This window comes from Candidatus Afararchaeum irisae, from assembly GCA_034190545.1.
Classification (GTDB): Archaea; Halobacteriota; Halobacteria; order Halobacteriales; family Afararchaeaceae; genus Afararchaeum; species Afararchaeum irisae.
Map to the genome: position 1 here is coordinate 1 of JAXIOF010000040.1, position 21,618 is coordinate 21,618.

Genomic DNA, 21,618 nt, shown 5'->3' on the forward strand with positions numbered 1-21,618 from the left:
TCACGGTGAGAGACATCTCTACCAAAAAAGGGATAACTCCTGCTATCCGAATACAATCTTCGATTCACGAGACCACTCATAGGAGGAGTTCGTATTCACGTTCTTTTGTCCTTCAGTATCAGGCTCTCAGGGTCGAGTCTGTAATAAGACTCCCAGACAGGAGCGAGACTCACGACACGTGTCTCTCCGAAGACTGACTCGGCGTGTTCGTGGTGGTGTCCCACGAGACACAGTTGGGGCTCGACCGACCGCAGAATCTCGTCTATCGGAGTTTTCCCGACGTCGTAGCCGTTTTTCTCTAAAAGACCGTGGGGAGCCTCGTGTGCTAAGAAGAGGTCGACGTCTTCGAGACGTTTCGCCGCCTCGACCTCCCCTCTCGTGAAATGGCGTCTGTCGTCGCCCTCGAGTTCTTGTCTCTCTGAGTCGTACTTCGTGGGGGCGTAGTTGCCCGAGAGACCCGCGATCCTCAGACCCTCGACCTCGACAGTCTGTCTCTGGCTCACGAGACACAGATTATCGATCTCCTCGCCACGTCTCAGTAACTCTATGACGTCGAACTCCTCGTTGTTTCCGGCTATAAAATAAGTGTCGTACGGCAGGTCGTAGTAGAGTAGGTCGCCGACCTGTAGAGCGACACCGTCGTCGGCTTCGGCGTATGCGTCTAAGAGAGCGCGCCTCTTCTCGGGATCGTCGGCGTGTGCGTCGCCTAAGACTAGCAACCTACTGCACCCTCTCGCCGGGCTCTGCGTCGCCGACCGTCGTGAGTAGGTCAGCCTCGTCGCCCGCCGCTAAGAGCATACCCTGACTCTCGTGTCCGAATATCTCGGTGGGTTCGAGGTTGGCGACGACGATTATCCTCTGACCCTCTAAGTCGTCGACATCGTGAAGCTGTTTGACTCCGGCTACTAACTGTCTCTCCTCGACCCCTATGTCGACCTGAAGCTTCACGAGCTTATCGGAGTCCTCTATCGGATCGGCGGAGAGTATCTCTCCGACACGTAGGTCGAGGCTCTTGAAGTCGTCGAAGCTCACGGTCTCGTCGGAGACTGGTTCGAGTTCGACGGCTTCGTCGCCTTCCTTGTCTCCCTCTTCGTCTCCTATCCTCTCGTCTAGCCTCGACTTGAGCTCGTCGACCTTGTCGTCGCTCACCTTCTCGAATAGCTGGCGCGGCTCGTCTATCCCGCCCGAGACTGGTTCGAGTGCGCGGTCGAACTCGGCGTCGTGGACGTCGCCTTCCTCTCTGAGCTGATCCCAGATCTCCTCGGAGGAAGACGGCATCACGGGCTCGATAAAGAGGGCAAGTGCCTTCGATATCTGGAGACAGTTGAAGAGAACCTCGCCCGCCTCTTCGGGGTCTTCGTCGACGAGGTGCCACGGCTCCTTCTTCTGTATGTACTCGTTTCCGAACGCAGCGAGTGCCATAGCGGCATCGACCGACTCCTTGAGGTCGTAGTCGTCTATGGCGTCCTCGAAACGGTCACGGACGTCCTCGATAGCCTCACGTACCTCGTCGTCTATCTCTCCGTCGGGAGCCTCGTCGAAATGGTCGTTCGTGAGTAGGAGTGACCTGTAGACGAAGTTGCCGAGTATACCGACTAACTCGTTGTTGACCCTCTCCTGGAAGAGATCCCACGAGAAGTTGAGGTCGTTCTCGAATCCCGTGTACGAGACGATGTAGTAACGTATGAGGTCGGGGTCGAATCCCTCGTCGAGGTAGTCGTCGTCGAGCCAGACGGCGCGTCCGCGCGACGTCGAGAACGCCTTGTCGTTTATCTTGACGAGTCCCGAAGCCATGATAGCGTCGGGCTCCGAGTATCCCGCGCCGTGGAGCATCGCAGGCCAGAAGACGGTGTGGTGCTGTATTATGTCGCCGCCTATGACGTGTATTATGTCGGAGTCGTCGTCCCTCCAGTAGGTCTCCCACGCGTCTTCGTCTCCCATCTTCTTAGCCCACTCCTCTGTCGATGCGATGTACTCTATCGGAGCGTCAACCCAGACGTAGAGAACGAGGTCATCGTCTGCGGATCTCTGATCAGCAGGCTCATCAATCGAAGATTGATGACCGTCTTCGGGGAAGGGTACTCCCCAGTCCATGTCACGTGTTATACACCAGTCCTGGAGACCCTCCTCTATCCACTGCTTGGGCTGGTTCTGTGCGTTCGATGTGCCCTCTAACCGTTCTATGAATCCCGAGAGGTACTCCTTGAACTCCGAGAGCGCGAAGAAGTAGTGTTCCTGTTCGACGTACTCCGCCGGAGCTCCGCTTATCGTAGACTTCGGCTCCTCTATCTCGCCGGGTTCGAGATGGCGTCCACATTCGTCACACTCGTCTCCTCTCGCGCCCTCTTCTCCACAGTAGGGACACGTACCCTCGACGTACCTGTCGGGAAGAGTCCTGTCCTCCTCGGGGTCGTACGCCACGAGCATCGTGTCCTCGTAGACGTATCCCTCGTCGTGGAGTGTCGAGACTATCTCCTGTGTCCTGTTTATGTTGGAGTCCTGGTGGGTGTGTCCGTAGCTGTCGAACTCGACGCCTATCTCGGGGAATGTCTCCTTGAAGTACTCATGGTACCTCATCGCGAACTCCTCGGGCTCGACGCCTTCCTCCTCCGAGTTGACGACTATCGGGGTTCCGTGCATGTCGCTTCCGCCGACGAGTATGACGTCACGTCCGAGCTTCCGGAGTGAACGCGTGAGAGCGTCGCCGGGAATATAGGTTCGAAGATGTCCGAGATGCGCCTTCCCGTTGGCGTACGGAAGCGCGCATGTAACTACAGTAGGCTGATCCTGGGTCATTGGGTATGTCTATGCGGAGACGAGCCATAAAAATGTGGATTACGTCGTCTCAGACGAGTAAGAGACAGAGAGGCAGACCGAGTATCACGACTAAGAAGCCCGCGAGGAACCGTCTGTCCTCGACGAGACGGTCGTGCACGTACTCGACTCCGGCGTAGTAACTGTCGTAGAAGACGAGTATGCCGACTGTGACGACTGTCGAGACGGCGAAGAGGTAGACAATGACTGTGGTTCCCTTGGGGGAAGTGAGTGCGAGGCTAGCTACGAATGTGTCAAAGAGAGTGCTGATGTTCGCGCCGAGTATGTAGGGCACCATCTCCTTGCGTTTGACGTAGCCTCTGTTGTAGAAGGGCACGACTATGCCTATCGAGAAGGCGACGCTCGCCGTGAGGGCTGTCGCAGTAAGACCGAAGAGTAGCCAGAGCCATCTGTTGCGGAGATGGTCGAGGTAGTTCTTCCGGAACAGATTTATGTCGATAGTCTCGGAGAGGCTGTCGAGTATCCTGAGGCTTCCAAAGAGAAGAAAGACAGCCAGCACCGCCGAGGCAAAGCCGCCGAAGGATTCGAGTGATAGACGGGTAAGATACCGAAAAGGACTCACAGAGAGACCCCCTCCCAGATACGTGTATCCCGAACTGACTCCGGTCTCGAAGACAGGGTAAAGACTGTCTTTGGCTAAGTAGCCGAGGACTGTCGCGGGGAGATACACCGAGTAAGTCAGAACGAAGCTCAGGCTTCCGAGGCTGACCGACTCTCCGAAGGGATGCTGTCTCTCAAGCAGGTAGTCTACAGAGAAAGCAGACAGAGTGCCTCGGGGTCTTCAAAAAGCAGAGCTTTTTGGGATACGGAAAATCAAAGATTTTCCTTGACTTGACCCCGAGGGTGAATGCCGTCACGATATTACACAAAATTAAGTAGTTCGAGGTATAACACACAGATAACGACCAGAAACAAACCCCTCAAAGTATGAACTAGAAGACCTCTAGTTCTTTGCTGGTCGTTCGGATAGTTTGGAAATGCGACTCCTCTCAAAACCGTCCATTGGGCGTGAGACGGGAGTTGTCGTGGGCTGGTGGAGGCCCAGACCCTCACGGACACAACTGGTGTGTTCGGGTGTTAATTCCAGCCGACCCCTTCCGGGGAAGGTCGAGGGGGATTAAATTCGCCTGCGGGTGCGGTGCAGACCCAAGACGGGGAAGCCTCGGGGCTTGACCCCGTGGTACTTCACTCCACCTATAACCATCACGACACCCGCGCCGCCGAGACGTGACCCCGCTACCATGAGGTATGCCTGTGACGGGGTCAGTAGATCCACAGAGACGAACGAGACTGCGACAGCCGCGACGACGGAGCCGTTGGCTATGAGGTAGGAGGCTATCCAGCCGAGACCCAGAGCCGAACCGTCTCCAGTCACGACCTCCTCGAGAATAGACTCTATCACGGGCGCGAGACTCTGTGTCGCGGCTCCGAGTAGCTGTACGGAGAATACGAAGAGAGCTACGGCTCCGAGACCGACTACCCAGACCGGGAGACGTCTCACGGCGAGCCTAAGAGGGTCTGGTCTCTTAATGCGTGTAGTTAAGAACCGAGATTATTATAACTACCTCTCAGAAGACCTGAACGAAACCATTATATTCAGCGTGAGGCTTTCTTAGAACAAGAATGAAACCATCAGTCTTGTGGCTCGACGAGGTCGGCAAGGAAGACCTCGACAAAGTAGGGGGCAAGGCGGCTTCGCTCGGCGAGATGCTCAAGGTCGACCTTCCCGTACCCGGAGGCTTCGTGGTGACGGCTCAGGCGTACAGGAGGTTCATACAGGAGACAGGAATAGAGGAAGAGCTCTTCGAGGCTGTCGACATAGACTCCGACGACTCCGAGGCTCTCGCAGAGGCGGAGTCGAGGGCGCGCGACCTCATACTCGGGGCGGACGTCCCCGACGACATGGAGAACGACATAAAGGAAGCCTACTCTTCTCTCGGAGACGGCGACGCATTCACCGCCGTACGTTCGTCGGCTACCGCCGAGGATCTCCCCGACGCGTCGTTCGCGGGGCAGCAGGACACCTACCTCAACATAGACGGCGGCGACGACGTCCTCGAACACGTCAGGGAGTGCTGGGCTTCTCTATTCACACAGAGGGCGATCTACTACAGGAACGAACAGGGCTTCCCACACGACAAGGTCGACATCGCCGTCGTAGTACAGGAGATGATCGACGCCGACAAGAGCGGGGTCATGTTCACCTCCCATCCCTCTACGGGAGAGCCACAAATGATAGTCGAGGCAGCATGGGGTCTCGGCGAGTCGGTCGTCAGCGGCGCGGTCTCACCCGACAAGTACAACATAGACAGGGAGACGAAGGAGGTCACCTCGGCGACCGTCTCCTCGAAACGCATAATGCATGTCAAGAACGCACAGGGAGAGACAGTCGAGGAGGAAGTCCCCGAGGAAAAACGTGACGAGAGGGTTCTGAGCGAGGACGAACTACTACAGCTTCTCGGTATAGGTGAGAACCTCGAAGACCACTACGACCAGCCACAGGACGTCGAGTGGGCTATAAAGGACGGAGAGACATACGTTCTCCAGTCACGTCCCATCACGACTATATCCGAGTCGGGCGTGACTGAGGACGACGAGACGACAGAAGCCGAGGGAGAAGCCGAGACAGTCATAGAGGGACTTGGAGTCTCACCCGGTCTCGTCAGCGGGAAAGTACGTATAGTCGAGACACTCGACGAGCTCGACAAGGTCGAGGAAAACGACATACTCGTAGCCCACCAGACGACCCCCGACATGGTTCCCGCGATGAAACGCGCGGGCGGTATAGTGACTAACGAGGGGGGTCTCACGAGCCACGCAGCGATAGTCTCACGTGAACTCGGAAGTCCCGCAGTCGTAGGAACCGGAAACGCTCTCGAAGTCCTCGAAGACGGCGACTTAATAACCATAGACGGCGAGAAGGGAACTGTCAAGAGAGGACGTGCCGAGCCCACCGAGACAGAAGCCGAGGAACGCGAGAAGACGGCTGAGAAGCCGAAACCGTCGTCCCACCAGCCTGTGACCGCGACCGAGGTCAAGGTCAACGTCTCGATACCCGAGGCGGCAGAGAGAGCCGCCGAGACGGGAGCCGACGGAGTGGGTCTCCTGAGGATGGAACATATGATACTCAACCTCGGGAAGACCCCGGGACGTTACATACGTGACAACGGAGAGCGCGCCTACATAGACCGAATAGTACAGGGCGTACAGGAAGTAGCCGATGCATTCTACCCGCGCCCCGTACGTGTCAGGACACTCGACGCGCCGAGCGACGAGTTCAGAAACCTCGAAGGCGGCGACGAGGAGCCAGTCGAACACAACCCGATGCTCGGATACCGAGGAATAAGAAGGTCACTCGACGAGCCCGACCTCTTCAACCTCGAACTCCGCGCATTCAGGAAGCTCTACGACATGGGGTACGACAACGTCGAGATAATGCTTCCCCTCGTCCACGACGCGTCACAGGTACGTGAGGCGAAGAGTCTGATGGAGAGGTCGGGTCTCGACCTCGAGGAGGCTTCTTGGGGCGTGATGGTCGAGACCCCCGCGAGCGCGCTCATAATCGACGACATCATAGACGAGGGCATCGACTTCGTGAGCTTCGGGACGAACGACCTCACACAGTACACCCTCGCGGTCGACAGAAACAACGAGAACGTCGCACGTCTCTACGACGAGATGCATCCCGCCGTCCTGTCGCTCATAGAGGACGTCATAGAGAAATGTAACGCAAACGACGTCAAGTCGAGCATCTGTGGTCAGGCGGGGAGCAAGCCCGAGATGGTCGAGTTCCTGATCGAGAACGGCGTCACGAGCGTCTCGGCTAACATAGACGCAGTTGGCGAGATACGTGACAGAACAGCGAGGGTCGAGAGACGTCTGATGCTCGACGAGGCGAGGGGCAACTAAAGCAAACAACAAAGAGGATAAATCCTTAAGATCTACTTTCTGACAGATGCAGGTCGAGAAGTTCAAATCGAAGATACACCGTGCCACGATTACAGAGACTGACCTATCGTACGAGGGGAGCATCACGGTAGGCAGAGACCTACTCGAAGCCGCGGGAATCTCCGAGTACGAGAGGGTACAGGTCGTCAACGTCACGAACGGAGAGAGGTTTGAGACCTACACCATAGAGGGAGAAGACGGCGAGATCTGTACTAACGGCGCGGCGGCACGTCTCGGAGAGGTCGGCGACACCGTCATAATAATCTCATACGGCGTCTACGCCGAGGACGAAGACCCCGATCCGACTGTCGTCAAGGTCGACGACGAAAACCGGATCGTATAAAGACTATATACTCTTCGTGTGTCAACATTTGTCACTGCGTAACGTTTTAGTAATTATACTACTTTTGTAGAACTGAGAAAGGTGGATTTAAGATGCATAAGGACGAACTCATACACTTACACTCGCTGATGGTTGAAGTCAGGAAGTATTTCGAGGAGAACGAGAACGTAGAGGGCAATCCCTTCGAGGACTACGACTCTCTCGGTACGAGCCCCGTACATATTCACAAGTCGAAGTCCGAACACAAACACGCCATCTTCGTTCTGGGTGAACAGCTCGCAGAGACCATGTCAGAGGACGTATTCTCCGAGACAGGACGTGTCGGCGCGCGAATGGAGGAGCTCGCCGAGGAGAACGCTGACTGAAACTCAGTACAGTACTGTACTTACTAATATATTCTGACTCAGTTATCAGTTTTAGAGTGACTTCTCCATCACGTAGGCGTCCTCGCCGTCTTCGTAATAACCGTCTTGCCTGCCTGTCCTCACGAATCCGAAGCTCTCGTAGAGTTCGATAGCGGGCGAGTTCGAGACACGTACCTCTAAGCTGAGTCTCTCGAACCCCTTGTCGCGGAGACGTCTCACGGCTTCGAGCATGAGAGTCCTGCCGTAACCCTCGCGCCTGTTGGACTCGTCGACACAGAAAGAGAGTACACGTGCGTCACGGCGTCCGACGGGGACAGCGAGTATATATCCGACGACGTCGTCGTCGCCGTCAGTCTCGTAGACGAGAAGACCGTCGGACGAACCACACAGACGTATAAGAAGACGTGGGTTGGGACTCTCGAAACAGTCGTGTTCGAGACGTATCAGGTCGTCTATGTCGTGGGGACGTGCGGTTCTGACAGGCACAGTCACAGCTTCGCGTCACACGTCGGACAAGGTCTCTCGAACTTCGAGTCGACCTCACGTACTGTGGGCGAGAAACTCATGACACACGTCTCGTCGTCACAGTGCTGGAGACCCAGCGTGTGTCCTATCTCGTGTACGACCTCTGTTCTGACACGGTCCTCGACTATACCTGTCTGTTTCGGCTTCTCAAGCTCACCGCCGTCCGCAGTCATTCTGAGACGGTTGGTCGAGACGACACAGCCCTTTCCGTCGAGGTAGGCGAGACCGAAGACGTAGTTCCGGCGTCTGTAGTATATGTCTACGGGAGTGAGAGCTATGTTCTTGTCTCCGTTACCCGCGGAAGTGGCTATGTCTATGAAGTCCTCGGCGTGGTACTGTTCGTGTCTCTCGTCATAGGCGTCGGGCGGTATCGAGACAGACGATCTCAGAACCACGTCAGTTCCATATATATGTTCGAGAACATCGCGCGACTCCTCCAGGAGATCCGTCTCGACGCTCCCCACGGGAACAACGTCGATTCGCATTAAGTACAGTTATATCCTAAGACGTATTAAGTCCTGCTGTTGGTTATACGTTAACAAGAACAAGAACATGAACAGATGGAAAGGATAGCCGAGTTCATAGAGTCGAAGTACACCGGAAAGGTCGTCGAGGTCGGAGTCGGAAGACAGACCGAAGTCGCCGAGTATCTCGGCTCATGTGACGGTATCGAGGTCACGGTCACCGACATAGACACCGAAGCCGGGGAGAAAGTACCCGAGAAGATCGAATTCGTCGCCGACGACGTCACAGACCCCGATATGAGAGTCTACGACGGCGCGTCGGTGATCTACTCGGTAAGACCGCCCTACGAGTTACATTCGGCACTAAAGGAGATCGCCGAGGCAGTCGGGACGGATCTCCTCGTAGTTCCGCTAGCCGACGAGACTCCGCGCCACGGCTTCGAACTCCTAAACTACGAGGGCGTAGTTATCTACCGGTACAGTTCTTAGTCGTCATCGTCCCTGACGCGGACGCCTGCGGTCTCCTCAAGCCCCTTGACTGCCGCAGCCATGTCCTCGTCTCCGTGCCCCAGTCCACGTACTGCGTTGAGTGCCTCGCGCGAGGCGGCTGTAGCGGGAAGCGGCAGACCATCGTCACCCGCGGCTTCGAGAGCGAGGCTGAGATCCTTGAAGAGTAGATCGACCGAGAATCTCGGCTCGAAGTCGTCCTGGCGTATCATATCTCCCTTAATGTCGTAGAGTGTTGAGGAGAGAGGGCTCGACTCGATTACCTCGAAGACATCGTCGGTGTCGAGACCTTTCTTCTCACCGAAGACGAGAGCCTCCGAGAACGCCTGCATCATGTCTCCTAGGAGGAGGTTTATGGTGAGTTTCATGTTGGTGCCCTGTCCGATGTCACCACAGTAGACGACGGGATCACCCATAGCCGAGAGAAGTGGACGGTACTCGTCGACTGTATCCTCGTCGCCCGATGCTAGTACTGTGAGTGTTCCCTCTTCGGCAGGTCCGACAGTTCCCGAGACGGGCGAGTCTACGAACTCGGCGCCCTCGTCTTCTATGAGGGACGCTGCCTCTATGGTCGCATCGTGTGATATGGTACTCATGTTGACGAAGACAGTCGGTTCGACTTCGGGAGCGAGAGCGCCTTCGTCGCTTCGAAGAACGTCGATGAGGGCGTCGCCGTCGGTCACCATAGTCACGACCACGTCCGAGGTCTCAGACAGTTCAGCGGGAGTTTTGGCGACCTCTACTCCCTCCTCGGCGAAAGGCTTGGTCTTGTCCCTCGTCCTGTTGTAGACACAGAGACCGTAGCCTGCGTCGCGGACGTTCCAAGCCATCGGTGCTCCCATCGACCCGAGACCTATGAATCCGACCTTCATACCTGTAAGATGGGACTGGTCTCACTTATATTAAACTAAAGTCCGAGGTCGAGAGTCGTGTTCAGAGCTAGGCTAACGAGAGCGACGAGAAGCAGACCCACAACGATACCCCAAGAGAACCCCCATCCCGCGAACTCGGCTACGGTGCCCGTGACCGCGCTTCCGGTGGCTCCGATCAGCATGTAGACTGTACGCACGAGACCAAATCCCGTGCCTCTCTCGGAGTCAGAGATGATGTCCATAGCGCGCGACTGTAAAACGCCTCCCCAGCTCATTCCCGCGCCTAAGAAGAGAATCCCGGCATAGACCGCGAGGGTGGTCTCGCCGACGACGAAGAGGAGAATACCCGTGGACATACTCACGAACGAGAAGCCGAGGAGTCTATCACGTCCGAGCGAGTCAGAGAGTCTTCCCATCACGGGAAGGAAGACGGCAGTCAGGAGAAAGACGGCTCCGAAGTAGAGACTCGCCGTCTGCTTGGTGGTGCCCATCTCCTCGACGACGAAGGTGGGGAAGAACGACGAGAAAGACTGCCACGCGAACGAGAGTGAGACGCCGAGTAGGGTCGTGTAGACGAGTCTCGGACGTGAGACTAGGCTAACCACGGTTTCGATCAGACCGGGTTTGTCGTCGGAGCCGTCTTTCTCCGTCTCCAAATCTGAGACAGGTCTGACCGTATAGACGAAGCCGACTAAGACGGGGAGGGCTACGACGCCTCCAAAGAGGAGTGCCGTCCTCCAGCCGTACCGCGCCGCGACGTAGGCTCCTACGACAGGAGCCACGACTCCGGCTAGGGGTCCTCCCGTCGAATGTACCCCGAGTGCCTGCCCGCGTTCGGACGCACCGAATATCTTCGTTAGGAGAGACGTCCCCACCGAGAAGTAGAGTCCCGCGCCAGCACCGAGGAAGAGAGCGAAGACTGCGAACGTGACGAAGCTGGGAGAGAGATACAGGACTCCGCTTCCGACTGTGACGAGGGCGAGTGAGGCGGTTATCACCCTCTTCTCGCCGACTCTGTCGGCTAGAATACCGCTCGGGAACTGTAAGAGGGCGTAGACACCCCAGATTCCGGTGAGGACTAAGCCGACCTCCGACTTCGAGACGCCGAAGTCAGCGATGATGTCGGGAACGAGGGGACTTACGACTACTCTCGCACCAAACTGGCTGAAGTTGGCGAGAACAGCGAGTCCGAGGACTACGTGTGGGTAGCTGTAGCCGAGTCTGTCGATCTTCACAGACTAAGCTGTGTCTAAGACGGCTTCTGTGTATCGGTACGTGAGAGAGAAAGAGCCGGAACGAGAACGTAAGATCGAGTTAGTCGGAGTACATTCCGACTGAGACGTTGATGTCCTGTCCCGTGACCCCCTTGCCCTTCTCACTCGCGAGGAAGACGACCATGTTGGCGACCTCCTCGTTGGTGACAAACCTCCTGAACATCGATCCCTTCGTGTATGCCTTCTTAGCCTTCTCGAACGAGATGTCACGCTCCTCTGCGCGGTTCTCTATCATACGGTCGATACGTGGCGACTTGATGGGACCCGGGCAGACGGTGTTGACGTTGATGTTCCACTGTCCGAGTTCGTCGGCTATCGAACGTCCGAAGCCTATTATTCCCGTCTTCGTCGTGGCGTAGGCACAGCGGAGGGGGTACGGCTTCTTTCCTCCCGTCGACGATATATTTATGATACGTCCGTCTTCTTTCTCCTTGAGTATCGGGACGACTTTCTTCGTACAGTAGTAGGCTCCAGTGAGGTTGATGTCGAGAATCTGTCTCCATTTCTCGGACGCGAGGTTCTCTATGTACTTCGAGGGTCCGCCTATCGCGGCGTTGTTGACGAGAATGTCGACAGTACCGTACTCGTCGAGGGTCTCGTCGACTAGGTTCTCGACTGCGTCCTCGTCAGAGACGTCGGTGGCGACCGCCATCGCGCTTCCGGGATACTCGTCGCTCTCGTTTATCTCGTCGGCGTTCTCCTGTATCTTGTCCTCGCTACGCGCCGCAAGAACCACGTCGGCACCCTCCTCAGCAAACTGGAAAGATATCTCCTTTCCGAGACCTTGGCTGCCTCCCGTGACTATTGCAACCTGATTATCTAACATCATATTTCACGATTGTCTATTACACATATATCTCTTGCGATATAACACCCCGAAAAAACCGGAAATTATTAATATTATAGCGGGATGTTGCCGTGTTTCTTGGGGGGATTCTCCTTTCTCTTCGACTCGAGGAGTTCGAGGTCGTTTATGAGACGCGGACGTGTCTTCTTGGGCTCTATGATGTCGTCTATGTAGCCGTCCTCAGCAGCCCTGTAAGGGTTGGCGAAGGTCTCCCTGTACTCGTCTATGAGCTCCTGTCTCCTCTCCTCTGTGTTCTCAGCCTCCTCAAGCTCGTCGGAGTTGAGTATATTGACCGCGCCTCTCGGTCCCATCACAGCCGCCTCGGCAGTGGGCCAGGCGTAGTTGACGTCGGCTCCGAGGTACTTCGAAGCCATCACGATGTAGGCTCCTCCGTAAGCCTTTCTCGTCATCACTGTGAGGAGAGGAACTGTCGCCTCTGCGTAGGCGTATATCAGCTTCGCGCCCCTGTTGATTATACCGTTGTGCTCCTGGTCGGTTCCGGGCATGAATCCCGGGACATCGACGAATGTCACGATGGGTATGTTGAAGGCGTCACAGAAACGCACGAAACGCGCTCCCTTCTCGCTCGCCTCTATGTCGAGTGTTCCGGCGTTGACACGTGGCTGGTTGGCGACGACTCCGACGGGTCTTCCGTCGAGACGCGCGAACCCGACGACGATGTTCTGAGCGTACGAGCCGTGAACCTCGAAGAACGATCCCTCGTCCATGACTCCCTCTATCGCGTTTGTCATGTCGTAGGGCTTCTTGGGCTCGTCGGGGACGACGTTGTTGAGAGAGTCGTCCTGTCTGTCGGGATCGTCGTCAGGTTCGACCTCGGGTGGGTCCTCCATGTTGTTGAGAGGGATGTACGAGAGAAGCTCACGTATTCCGTCAAGAACCTCCTCCTCGGTGTCGTATGCGAAATGTGCGACGCCGCTCTTCGATGTGTGAGCGTTCGCCCCACCGAGCTCCTCGAATGTGACCTGTTCTCCCGTGACTGTCTCTATGACGTCGGGTCCCGTGATGAACATATGGGACGTCTCCTTCGTCATGAAGATGAAGTCGGTGAGGGCGGGCGAGTAGACGGAGCCTCCCGCACACGGTCCCATTATCGCCGAGATCTGGGGCACGACTCCGCTCGCCTTCGTGTTACGACGGAAGAGCTGTGCGAAGCCGACGAGTGAGGTGATTCCCTCCTGTATCCTCGCACCCGCCGAGTCGTTGAGACCTATGACGGGGACGCCGTTCTCTATCGCCTTGTCCATTATCTTGTTTATCTTGTCGGCGACGACCTTGCTCACCGACCCGCCTAAGACGGTGAAGTCGTGGGCAAAGACGAAGACCTTCCTTCCGTCGACCTCGCCGTATCCGACCACGACGGCGTCTCCGGGGAACTTCTTGTCCTCCATCTCGAAGTTGGTACAGTCGTGTTCGACGAACGGGTCTATCTCGACGAAGGAGTCCTCGTCGAGGAAGTACTCTATCCTCTCGTGGGCTGTCATCTTGCCCTTGTCGTGTTGTTTCTCTATCCTCTCCTCGCCTCCTCCGAGCCTCGACTCTTCTCTCCTCTCGCGGAGTTCTTCTATCTTGTCGTCGATACTCATGTCAGTCGAAAAGAGGGCTTGAGTCACAGATAAATGTTGTCAAAAACCATGTAATGTTCTACGGAAGTGTCACGGGAACCGGCGTGAACGACAGAAGACCCAGGGCGAAGACGACGACTGCTAAAGCCGTCCTCTTCCAGCCTACTCTACCCGAGTCGTCTATGAGACGCGCGCCTCCAGCAACTGTGACGAGGAGCGAAAAGACCCCCCAGACGAACCAGACAGTACCGGGTAGTCCCCTGACGTACTCGACGTACGCCCCGAGTCCGAAGAGGACGACGGGGACGGCACGTGAGACGAAACGTGACGCGTCCCCGAGAACCGACTTGAGTATATGTCCGCCGTCAAGCTGTCCAGCGGGTATGAGGTTGAGAAAGGTCACGAACATACCCACCCAGCCGCCTATCACGACGGGATTGGGTATGACCTCGGGCTGGTCAAGAGCGGGCGATGTCGGTACGAACGACTTTATGAGGTCGTAGAGTGGCGGATAATGGAGCTGTACGGGAACCGTGTTGGTGACGGGATGGAGTGTCAGACCCACCGCAGTCACGCCGAGCGTGGCGACGAGACCGAGTAGAGGACCTGCGACTCCTATGTCGAAGAGAGCCTTACGGTCGGGGATGACTCCCTTGACACGTATCACCGCACCCATGGTTCCTATTATAGACGGGAAGGGTATGAAGTAGGGAAGTGTAGCGTCGACGCCGTGGTACCTCGACATCAGGTAATGTCCGAACTCGTGGGCTCCGAGAACAGTCATTACGCTCAGAGCGAAGGGGAGTCCGCGGAGTACGGACGCGGGGTTCTCGACCGGGTTGGCGGAGTACCAGAGGCTCCCGGCTACGAGGGTCGTGACGAAGGTGGCGAGAGCTAGAACGAGATTAGTCCACGGAAAGGAGTCGTCGGGCTCCTCGGCGATTACGACGTTCTCGCCGTACTCGGTGTCTAGTTCGAGGCTGTATCCTAGGTCTCTGAAACGCGTATAAAGAGTCTTGTAGAGCGTCTCGGTGTCGACGAGAGGATCTCCGTAGAACTTGTATCCGTCTTCGAGCTGACGTACCTCGTAGACATCGAAGACACGTCCGACTTGGGTGAGGAGGTCGTCACGGTCGGGGTCGTCCGACGGGTGAGAAACGGACGGTTGCCTCGGGTTCTGAGACGTGATCGGTGTCTCGGAGTCCATTCAGTTCAGATAGACTGCGTAGACATATAAATCTGGGTTCAGACTCGGTTCTCAGGCTGTCTGAGCGGCTTTCGGAGCCTCGTCAGTCTCCTTCTCGACCCTCCAAGTCGTCGCACCCGAGTAGCTCCATTTCTGTATAGAGAGACCCTCGTACTCCTCGGCGAGACGGAGCATGTTGGAGCCGATCTCCTTCGTCGACATGCCGAGGTCGTCGGTCATGAACTTGCTCTTGAAGAATATCTTGCCGTCTGCGACCTTCTCCTCTAGGTACGACGCTATCTTCGACTGCTTCTCGTTGAAGTCCTCAGCAGATGTTTCGGCGTCGGTTCCCGACTGAGACTGAGCTTCGGTTTCGGAGACGGTCTTGGCTGCGGACATATCTATTACCTCGTATCTCTACGTAGGAACGTAGACGTGTTAAATACCCATTAACGTTCGAAGTCCTTGAACAGACTCAAACAGTACACCCGGATTAAAGACGGCGCGAGAAAGTTTTATAAAGTTTAATCAGCGTTCTGAGGCGTTTTCGCCTCTTCGGCGACTTTCTCAACGAGGCGCGCGAGACGCGTGTAGAAGGTGTCTTCGTACTTGTCACGCGTGTCGACTGTCGGACGCGCGTTGACCTCGTTGACGACCGCGCGGTTCTGGTTCTGGAGGAGGTCGACCCCGCAGAAGTCTATCCCGAGTGACTCGGCGGCTTCCTCGGCGAGAGTCACGACTTCGTCGTCAGGGGTGACCGAGACAGCCTCAGCCCCCCTGTGTACGTTGTGTTTCCATCCCTCCGAACGTCTCTCGACCGCGCCGACGTAGTCGCCGTCTACTACCATGACCCTGTAGTCGCGCGCGTCCTCAATGTACTCCTGTAAGAGGAACGTCCTGTCGTAGACGAGTGGCGACTCGTGTATGACATCGAGGTAGTCGGTCACGCCTAAGAGGGAGTCGGTGTCTTCGACGACCGTGACACCGTTTCCGCGAGTCGACGAGTTGGGCTTGACGACCGTCTTTCCGTCTATCTCCTCGAAAGCCGCGGCGACATCGTCGTCTTCGACGGGGTTAGAGACAAACCGGGTATCGGGCACGGCTACGCCGTCACGTCTCAGACGCACGAGACAGTCGGCTTTGTTTCTCGAAGTCATAACCTCCTCGGCTCCGTTGATCCAGTCCAGCTCACCGACTGCAGTTACGACTCCGCCTTCTATGAGTCTGCTGGGATAGACGAGTCCGACGTCTGCGTCGGGAACACCGTCGGAGTCGAGTGAGTAGACACGTTCCGAGGGTTCGAAGGTCACACAGTCTATTCCGTGTTCGGAGAGACGGCGTGAGACACGTGAGTTCGACTCCGACTCGTGGGACAGGAGGAGCCTGGTATCCGTAGCCATGGATGGCTTATCTTACACGCTCGTTCAAGAAACGCGTAACGGGTTTCCCCCGCAAGCTTAATACGAGTGGGTAGAACACAATCAGTTGATGAGCAAGATCGAGATAGATATACCGGAACACCACGAGATGCAGATTACACAGCTTATAGACGAGGGAGAGTACATAGACCGACAGGAGGCGGTCGAAGACCTCATAGCCATAGGACTCCGTACTCTCAAGACGACGGGTGGCTCGGGAGCCGGAGAGGACGAGTTCGGCGAGTACGAGGACACTATGGGCGGAGAGGACGAGTACCTCTTCTAGATCTAGACACAGAGAGACTCGAAGGCAGAGGCTACGTCTTCGATGTCTTCCTGGGGACAGTAGACACCGTACTTCCACTGGTCAACGAGAGACGCACGTAGATCGCCGACGAGACGTGAGGCTTCGTCTATGGTCTTTTTGTCGCCGTCGACTAAGACAGACGCCGAAGTCTCGTCTATCTCGGGAGGCGGCGAGACGTCGAGTATTATACGTCGGGGGTCGACGCCTGCCTCACTGCCTATCTCGTCCTCGAAATCCCTAACCGACGCGCCGTCCTCGACCGAGTTGGGGAGTCTCTGATACGGCTCCCAGACGGCGCGTTTGTAGAGACGTCTCTCAACTATCCGTCTCCCGAGGTCGGCTGTCTCGGGACTCTGTCGGAGGGAGACTACGAGTTGGTGGTCGTCCATACGTCTCACGTCGTCACCCGTGAGATCCGTCGTCTCGACGAGACGCCGTGTCGCACGTTTGAGCATCGCCTTCGAGATACGCGCGACGTGGTGGCTGTAGACAGTAGGATGCATCAGAGACCGCGCTATGAGAAGTGCCTCTGCGGTCTGGACGTTGCCCTCGCCCAAGACTAGGTCGCCGTCGTGGAGTTCGAGTTCGAGTATGAGACGTGTCGAGTCTATGGTTCCGTAGGGTACGCCGGTGTGGTGGGCGTCTCTCACGAGGTAGTCCATCCTGTCGACGTCTAACTTCCCCGAGACTATCTGTCCGAGTCTTCCCTCCCCTCTGATGAGACGTGCTATCCGGTGAGGGTCGAGGTCGTGGTTCTCGAGAACCTCGGAGATATTACCTTCGAGAATACCGTCGACCTCGTCGTGTCTCTTCCCGGTGTACTCCTCGACGACGTCCTCTACTGTGTGTGAGAACGGGGTGTGTCCGACGTCGTGGAGTAGAGAAGCCGCACTTATCGCCTCGGCATCTCTACCGTCGACTCCTAAGCTTTTCATCGCCTTCTTGGCGAGATGGTAGACACCCAGAGAGTGTTCGAAACGCGTGTGGTTCGCACTCGGGTAGACGAGGTACGCAGTTCCCAACTGACGTATATGTCGGAGACGCTGCATCTCCGGGGTGTCGAGGAGGTCGAGAGCTACGTCTTCGACCTGTATGTGGTCGTGGACGGCGTCCTTTACTGTCTTAGTCTTAGTATCTGACATCTCCTGTCTCGTTGTCTCGTTCTACCGGGAGTCAGGCTTGGATCTTATGAGAGACTCTATACTCTCCTTGTCAAAAGCCTCCTCATCGAGGTGCTCCTCTACGTCTGCACCCTTTCCGTACCTGTATCCGAGGTCGAATATGAACTGTGCCGTCTCACGGCTGTCGCAGGCGAGACACGCGATCTTGAGAAGACGGTCGGTCCTCATGGTGGAGGAGTCAGCGTGTACCTTGAGACTGTCCGAAGACTCTATACTGTCACCGTCAGTCTCAAACCTGATATCAGATCCCTCGTACGAGGACTCAACCCTCTCGACCAGACTGCGTGCCTCGTCGGCGTCAAATATATGCACCTCGGCTATCTCCTGCATGGGACGGAGTATAGTCGTGATAACACATAAAACCCTACCCGACACAACACGGCACGACACAGCCGCTTCGTCGGGGTTATTCGGACTTGGACTCAGATTCGGACTCAGATTCGGATTCGGTTCCGAGTAAGCCGCGTGCCGCAGCCCTGTCGACAGTTCCCGACTCGGTTCGTGGTATCTCGTCCACGAAGGCTACAGTACGTGGGCATTTGTAGCCCGCTAGTCTCTCGCGGCAGTATCCCCTTACGTCGACCTCATCCCCGTCGACGGGCACTACGAGCGCACAGATCCTCTCCCCCCACTCCTCATCGTCAACACCGATGACTCCGGCGTCTTCGAGACGAGGATGTTCGAGGAGAATTTCTGTGACCTCGTTGGGATTTACGTTCTCTCCTCCCGTGATTATGACGTCGTCCTTCCTTCCGACGACGTAGAGACGCCCCGTCTCGTCTCTGTACCCGAGGTCTCCCGTCTTTAATCCGTACTCACAGAACGCCTCACTCGTCTCATCAGGGAGTCGGTAGTAGCCGTCGGTCACCGTGGAGCCCGATACGACAATCTCACCTGTCTCGCCCGTCTTGACGGGCTCACCGTCGTCACCGAGTATACTCACGCGTGTCGAGACGAGAGGCTGTCCGACACCCGGAGTCTCAGCCTCATCCTCGGTCTCGAAGACAGAGCCCGGGGACACCGTCGAGATCTGTGAAGCCGTCTCAGTCATGCCGTAAGTCGGACAGACACGAACCCCGGCTTCACGTGACTCTCTCAGGAGATCCTCCGAAGCGGGCGCGCCTCCCAGGAGAACGTACCTCAGGCTGTCGAGTTGGGTGTCTATCCCCGTGTCGAGTATACGTCTGAGAGTCGTAGGTACGAGTGAGACCTGTGTTACGCCGTACTCGGCGATATTTTCGACAGTCTCCTCGGCGTCGAAGCCCTCCTGTACGACCGCCGCGGTGCCGTGGAGAGCCGCACGGAAGACGTGTGAGAGACCACCCATGTGGTACATAGGGAGACAGACCAGACGTCTGTCGTCGGGGAGATGTCCGAGACGGAAAGCCGACGCCGTCGCACTCGTCAAGAAGTTACCGTAGCTCAGACAGACGGGCTTGGGATCTCCCGTGGTTCCCGACGTAAAAGGGATACACGCCGTTTCCGAGGCGTCGCGGGACAGACGTACCGGGGTGGGATCGGATACGGCTTCGAGACGGGTTACGGAGTCGGAGTCGGAGTCGGTATTAGGCTCGTCGACAGTAGCCAGACTGACGTCTGGGTCGGTCTCGACCGTGTCCTCGGTCTCAGAGTCACAGACGACAGCCGAGACGTCGGCGGCTTCGACTCTGTCTGACACCTCAGAGGACGTAAGACGTGCGTTTATGGGAACCAGAGTCGCGTTGAGACGCATCGATGCATGGACGAGAGAGACATACTCGACGCGTGTCTCCATGACTACGCCGAGATGGTCGTCCTCGTCGACCCCGAGGCGTCTCAGACTCCGGCTCAAGCCGTCAACCCGTCTGTCGAGTTCGGCGTAGCTCATCCTGTCGTCGGTCTCTGCATCTATGACCGCCGTCTTATCGGGCGTCGCCTCAGCGCGGTGGGCGAGTGGGTCGTAGAAACTACCAGACACCGTCCACCTCCGAGTTTCCGGAGCCGTCGGATAGACGTATGAAGCCGTTCTCTACTAAGCCGTCTCCGAGATCTTCTGCGAGCATATCCCCGGTGCCGAGACCACACGCAGTCTCGACACGTAGACTCGCCGCGAGATGTGCGCCCGCCGAACGTCCGACGACTGTCTCGATGAGGTTCGAGACGACAGGAACGACTCGGTTTTGGCGAGCCATCTCGCCGACCTCGTGGGCTTTCTCGACGCCACCGAAACTCATCGGCTTGAGAACGACATAGTCGGCGGCTTCCTCCTCGACGACCTCGCTGACCGAGTGGTCTATGAGGCTTTCGTCGACGCCTATGTCGAGGTCAGTAGAACGTCTGAGCCTCGAATGTCCCTCTAGGTCGTCGGCTTCGAGAGGCTGTTCGAGGTACTCGAACGAGCCGAGGTCGGAGACGCCGTAAGCAAACTCCGACGCCTCGTCGTAGCTCCAGCCTCCGTTAGCGTCGGCGCGTATCTTGACGTCGTACTCGTCGTCTATGGCGCGTACGCGTTCGACGTCTTCGTCGAGGTCTCTCGATCCGACCTTTATTTTGACAGTCGGATATCCGTCGTCAACGTATTCCCCGACACTCCGAAGAGTCTCGTCAACGTCTGCGTCTCCGACCGTGGCGTTGAGTCGTACAGTCCTCCGTATGTCGTCGTTGGAGTCGCCGAGGTACTCATAGAGAGGGACGCCACGCCTCTTCGCCCTCAGGTCTGCGAGTGCCAGAGAAATGCCGTACCTTGCGGATGGAGTCTCGTGTGACGGAAGGGATTCCCGAAGGTCGTCGGTGTCTGTCGAACCGAGACTTTCGAGGGATCTGTAGACCGCGTTCTCCGCCTCGTCGTGGGTCTCAGTCCACGGTGGCAGGGGAGTCGCCTCTCCGTATCCCGTGTATTCGCCGTCGGTGAGTCGTATCAGGAAGCCGTCGCGTGACTCTATCTCACCCCTTGCGGTTGAGAGCGGCTTCTTGAGGTCGAGCGAGAAACACGCGTACTCGGCTTCGAGGGAAGTCAAGATACCACCATCCCTGCTGCGAACAGAGCCGAGTAGACTGCGAGTAGCTTTCCTGTGCCTTCGAGGGCAGGGTTGAGACCGTCCTCGTTCGACTCGGTCGCTACGGTCGTGAGGAGGCTGATCGCGTAGGGGACTGTGAGGAAAGGAAGTAGGACGAACGCGCCGAAGTCGGGACGGGTGAATAGGTAGAGCGGGACAGCATACGACAGAGCTACGAGTAGACCGTACTCGAACCGGCTCGCTGTGTAGCCGATCAGGACAGCGAGAGTCTTCTTTCCGGCTTGGGCGTCGGTTTCGAGGTCACGTATGTTGTTGACGACGAGTATCCCCGTCTCGAATCCCGCGACACCGAGGCTCGCCACGACAGCCTCGGATGTGAGAGTCCCGGGTGGCGGCACTACAGTAGAGAGAGCGACACCGACCGCCGACGCTGCCTGTACGTAGTAGGTTCCCGTGACCCCTACGACACCGAAGAAGACGAAGACGAAGAGGTCGCCGAGTCCGTGGTAGCCGATAGGATACGGACCCCCTGTGTAGATTATACCGCTGATTATGCTGAGGACTCCGACGGCGAGTATCACGGCTCCTCCGACCTTCACGAGATAGAGTCCTACCACGAATGCGAGTCCGAAGGTGAGAGCGGTTCCTCTCTTTACTGTCTCGGGAGGTATGAGACCCTGCTGTGTCACTCGGGTGTATCCCTCCGACTCGTCGGTGTCGGCTCCCTTGACGGCGTCGTAGTAGTCGTTGGCGAAGTTGGCACCTATCTGTATCAGGAGCGCGGAGACGAGAGCGACGAGTGCGGCGAGTGGGTCGAAGACTCCGTCGTGTAGGGCGAGACCTGTTCCGACAACTACGGGGGCGACCCCCGCGGGAAAAGTGTGGGGACGTGCGGCTATGACCCAGGCACGGACGCGTGAGACGTCTTTCGGGTTCGTGTCTGTCATTCCTTGGCTTGGCTTGGTTA

The 21,618-nt window shown here is 57.0% G+C and carries 23 protein-coding genes; 5 read left to right on the top strand and 18 right to left on the bottom strand.

Annotated elements, in window-relative coordinates:
- Positions 1–95: 95 nt before the first annotated feature.
- The 4 genes from SV253_05650 to SV253_05665 all read right to left on the bottom strand — a co-directional run bounded on the left by SV253_05650 (position 96) and on the right by SV253_05665 (position 4,336).
- Positions 96–719, bottom strand: coding sequence for a metallophosphoesterase (locus tag SV253_05650; protein ID MDY6775548.1), 624 nt, complete (start codon positions 717–719; stop codon positions 96–98).
- A gap of 1 nt (position 720) precedes the next feature.
- A complete protein-coding gene (gene metG / locus SV253_05655) occupies positions 721–2,796 on the bottom strand; it encodes a methionine--tRNA ligase (protein MDY6775549.1) in 2,076 nt (691 codons plus the stop codon).
- Positions 2,797–2,845: 49 nt separating this feature from the next.
- A complete protein-coding gene (locus tag SV253_05660) occupies positions 2,846–3,505 on the bottom strand; it encodes a sodium:phosphate symporter (GenBank protein ID MDY6775550.1) in 660 nt (219 codons plus the stop codon).
- Positions 3,506–3,952: 447 nt separating this feature from the next.
- The gene (locus SV253_05665; GenBank protein MDY6775551.1) at positions 3,953–4,336 is read right to left on the bottom strand and encodes a hypothetical protein; all 384 of its coding nucleotides are present in this window, start codon (positions 4,334–4,336) and stop codon (positions 3,953–3,955) included.
- 122 nt (positions 4,337–4,458) lie between these two features.
- On the opposite strand from SV253_05665, the gene ppsA reads away from it, so the two are divergent.
- The 3 genes from ppsA to SV253_05680 all read left to right on the top strand — a co-directional run bounded on the left by ppsA (position 4,459) and on the right by SV253_05680 (position 7,491).
- A complete protein-coding gene (gene ppsA, locus SV253_05670; GenBank protein ID MDY6775552.1) occupies positions 4,459–6,744 on the top strand; it encodes a phosphoenolpyruvate synthase in 2,286 nt (761 codons plus the stop codon).
- Between the two features lie 46 nt (positions 6,745–6,790).
- Positions 6,791–7,126, top strand: a complete 336-nt coding sequence (panD, locus tag SV253_05675) for an aspartate 1-decarboxylase (protein MDY6775553.1) — start codon at positions 6,791–6,793, stop codon at positions 7,124–7,126.
- A gap of 92 nt (positions 7,127–7,218) precedes the next feature.
- Positions 7,219–7,491, top strand: coding sequence for a UPF0058 family protein (locus SV253_05680; GenBank protein ID MDY6775554.1), 273 nt, complete (start codon positions 7,219–7,221; stop codon positions 7,489–7,491).
- A 51-nt stretch (positions 7,492–7,542) separates the two neighbouring features.
- On the opposite strand, the gene rimI is transcribed toward SV253_05680, so the two are convergent.
- Entirely contained in the window at positions 7,543–7,983 is a 441-nt protein-coding gene (rimI, locus tag SV253_05685) for a ribosomal protein S18-alanine N-acetyltransferase (protein ID MDY6775555.1), read from the bottom strand.
- Positions 7,980–8,501, bottom strand: coding sequence for an archaemetzincin family Zn-dependent metalloprotease (locus SV253_05690; GenBank protein MDY6775556.1), 522 nt, complete (start codon positions 8,499–8,501; stop codon positions 7,980–7,982). Before SV253_05690 ends, rimI begins: the two co-directional genes overlap by 4 nt.
- A gap of 75 nt (positions 8,502–8,576) precedes the next feature.
- On the opposite strand from SV253_05690, the gene SV253_05695 reads away from it, so the two are divergent.
- A complete protein-coding gene (locus tag SV253_05695; GenBank protein ID MDY6775557.1) occupies positions 8,577–8,969 on the top strand; it encodes a UPF0146 family protein in 393 nt (130 codons plus the stop codon).
- Here the strand turns inward: SV253_05695 and SV253_05700 are convergent.
- From SV253_05700 to SV253_05730, 7 genes are all read right to left on the bottom strand, one after another.
- Positions 8,966–9,859 carry an NAD(P)-dependent oxidoreductase gene (locus SV253_05700; protein MDY6775558.1) on the bottom strand — a complete coding sequence of 298 codons (894 nt, stop codon included), beginning with the start codon at positions 9,857–9,859 and terminating at the stop codon, positions 8,966–8,968. The two genes, SV253_05695 and SV253_05700, sit on opposite strands and share 4 nt — an antisense overlap.
- Positions 9,860–9,894: 35 nt before the next feature.
- Positions 9,895–11,094, bottom strand: coding sequence for an MFS transporter (locus SV253_05705; GenBank protein MDY6775559.1), 1,200 nt, complete (start codon positions 11,092–11,094; stop codon positions 9,895–9,897).
- Between the two features lie 79 nt (positions 11,095–11,173).
- Complete coding sequence (locus tag SV253_05710; GenBank protein ID MDY6775560.1) at positions 11,174–11,962, bottom strand: SDR family NAD(P)-dependent oxidoreductase; 789 nt, start codon at positions 11,960–11,962, stop codon at positions 11,174–11,176.
- A gap of 71 nt (positions 11,963–12,033) precedes the next feature.
- The gene (locus tag SV253_05715) at positions 12,034–13,584 is read right to left on the bottom strand and encodes an acyl-CoA carboxylase subunit beta (protein MDY6775561.1); all 1,551 of its coding nucleotides are present in this window, start codon (positions 13,582–13,584) and stop codon (positions 12,034–12,036) included.
- Positions 13,585–13,642: 58 nt separating this feature from the next.
- Positions 13,643–14,770 (bottom strand): site-2 protease family protein, encoded by a 1,128-nt coding sequence (locus tag SV253_05720; GenBank protein MDY6775562.1) that lies wholly within the window; start codon positions 14,768–14,770, stop codon positions 13,643–13,645.
- Between the two features lie 51 nt (positions 14,771–14,821).
- Positions 14,822–15,148 (bottom strand): hypothetical protein, encoded by a 327-nt coding sequence (locus SV253_05725; protein MDY6775563.1) that lies wholly within the window; start codon positions 15,146–15,148, stop codon positions 14,822–14,824.
- 125 nt (positions 15,149–15,273) lie between these two features.
- On the bottom strand, positions 15,274–16,149 hold the full coding sequence (locus tag SV253_05730; protein MDY6775564.1) for an ATP-grasp domain-containing protein: 876 nt from the start codon (positions 16,147–16,149) through the stop codon (positions 15,274–15,276).
- Positions 16,150–16,237: 88 nt separating this feature from the next.
- Between SV253_05730 and SV253_05735 the strand changes: the two genes are divergently transcribed.
- Positions 16,238–16,453, top strand: coding sequence for a cell surface protein (locus SV253_05735; protein MDY6775565.1), 216 nt, complete (start codon positions 16,238–16,240; stop codon positions 16,451–16,453).
- 2 nt (positions 16,454–16,455) lie between these two features.
- Here SV253_05735 and SV253_05740 read toward each other — a convergent pair whose 3' ends face one another.
- The 5 genes from SV253_05740 to SV253_05760 all read right to left on the bottom strand — a co-directional run bounded on the left by SV253_05740 (position 16,456) and on the right by SV253_05760 (position 21,598).
- Positions 16,456–17,616 carry an HD domain-containing protein gene (locus SV253_05740; GenBank protein ID MDY6775566.1) on the bottom strand — a complete coding sequence of 387 codons (1,161 nt, stop codon included), beginning with the start codon at positions 17,614–17,616 and terminating at the stop codon, positions 16,456–16,458.
- A gap of 21 nt (positions 17,617–17,637) precedes the next feature.
- Entirely contained in the window at positions 17,638–17,985 is a 348-nt protein-coding gene (locus SV253_05745; GenBank protein ID MDY6775567.1) for a hypothetical protein, read from the bottom strand.
- Positions 17,986–18,061: 76 nt separating this feature from the next.
- Positions 18,062–19,612 (bottom strand): o-succinylbenzoate--CoA ligase, encoded by a 1,551-nt coding sequence (gene menE, locus SV253_05750; GenBank protein MDY6775568.1) that lies wholly within the window; start codon positions 19,610–19,612, stop codon positions 18,062–18,064.
- Complete coding sequence (gene menC, locus SV253_05755) at positions 19,602–20,651, bottom strand: o-succinylbenzoate synthase (GenBank protein ID MDY6775569.1); 1,050 nt, start codon at positions 20,649–20,651, stop codon at positions 19,602–19,604. The genes menE and menC overlap by 11 nt, the downstream gene beginning before the upstream one ends.
- Entirely contained in the window at positions 20,648–21,598 is a 951-nt protein-coding gene (locus SV253_05760) for a 1,4-dihydroxy-2-naphthoate polyprenyltransferase (protein ID MDY6775570.1), read from the bottom strand. Before SV253_05760 ends, menC begins: the two co-directional genes overlap by 4 nt.
- Positions 21,599–21,618: the final 20 nt, after the last annotated feature.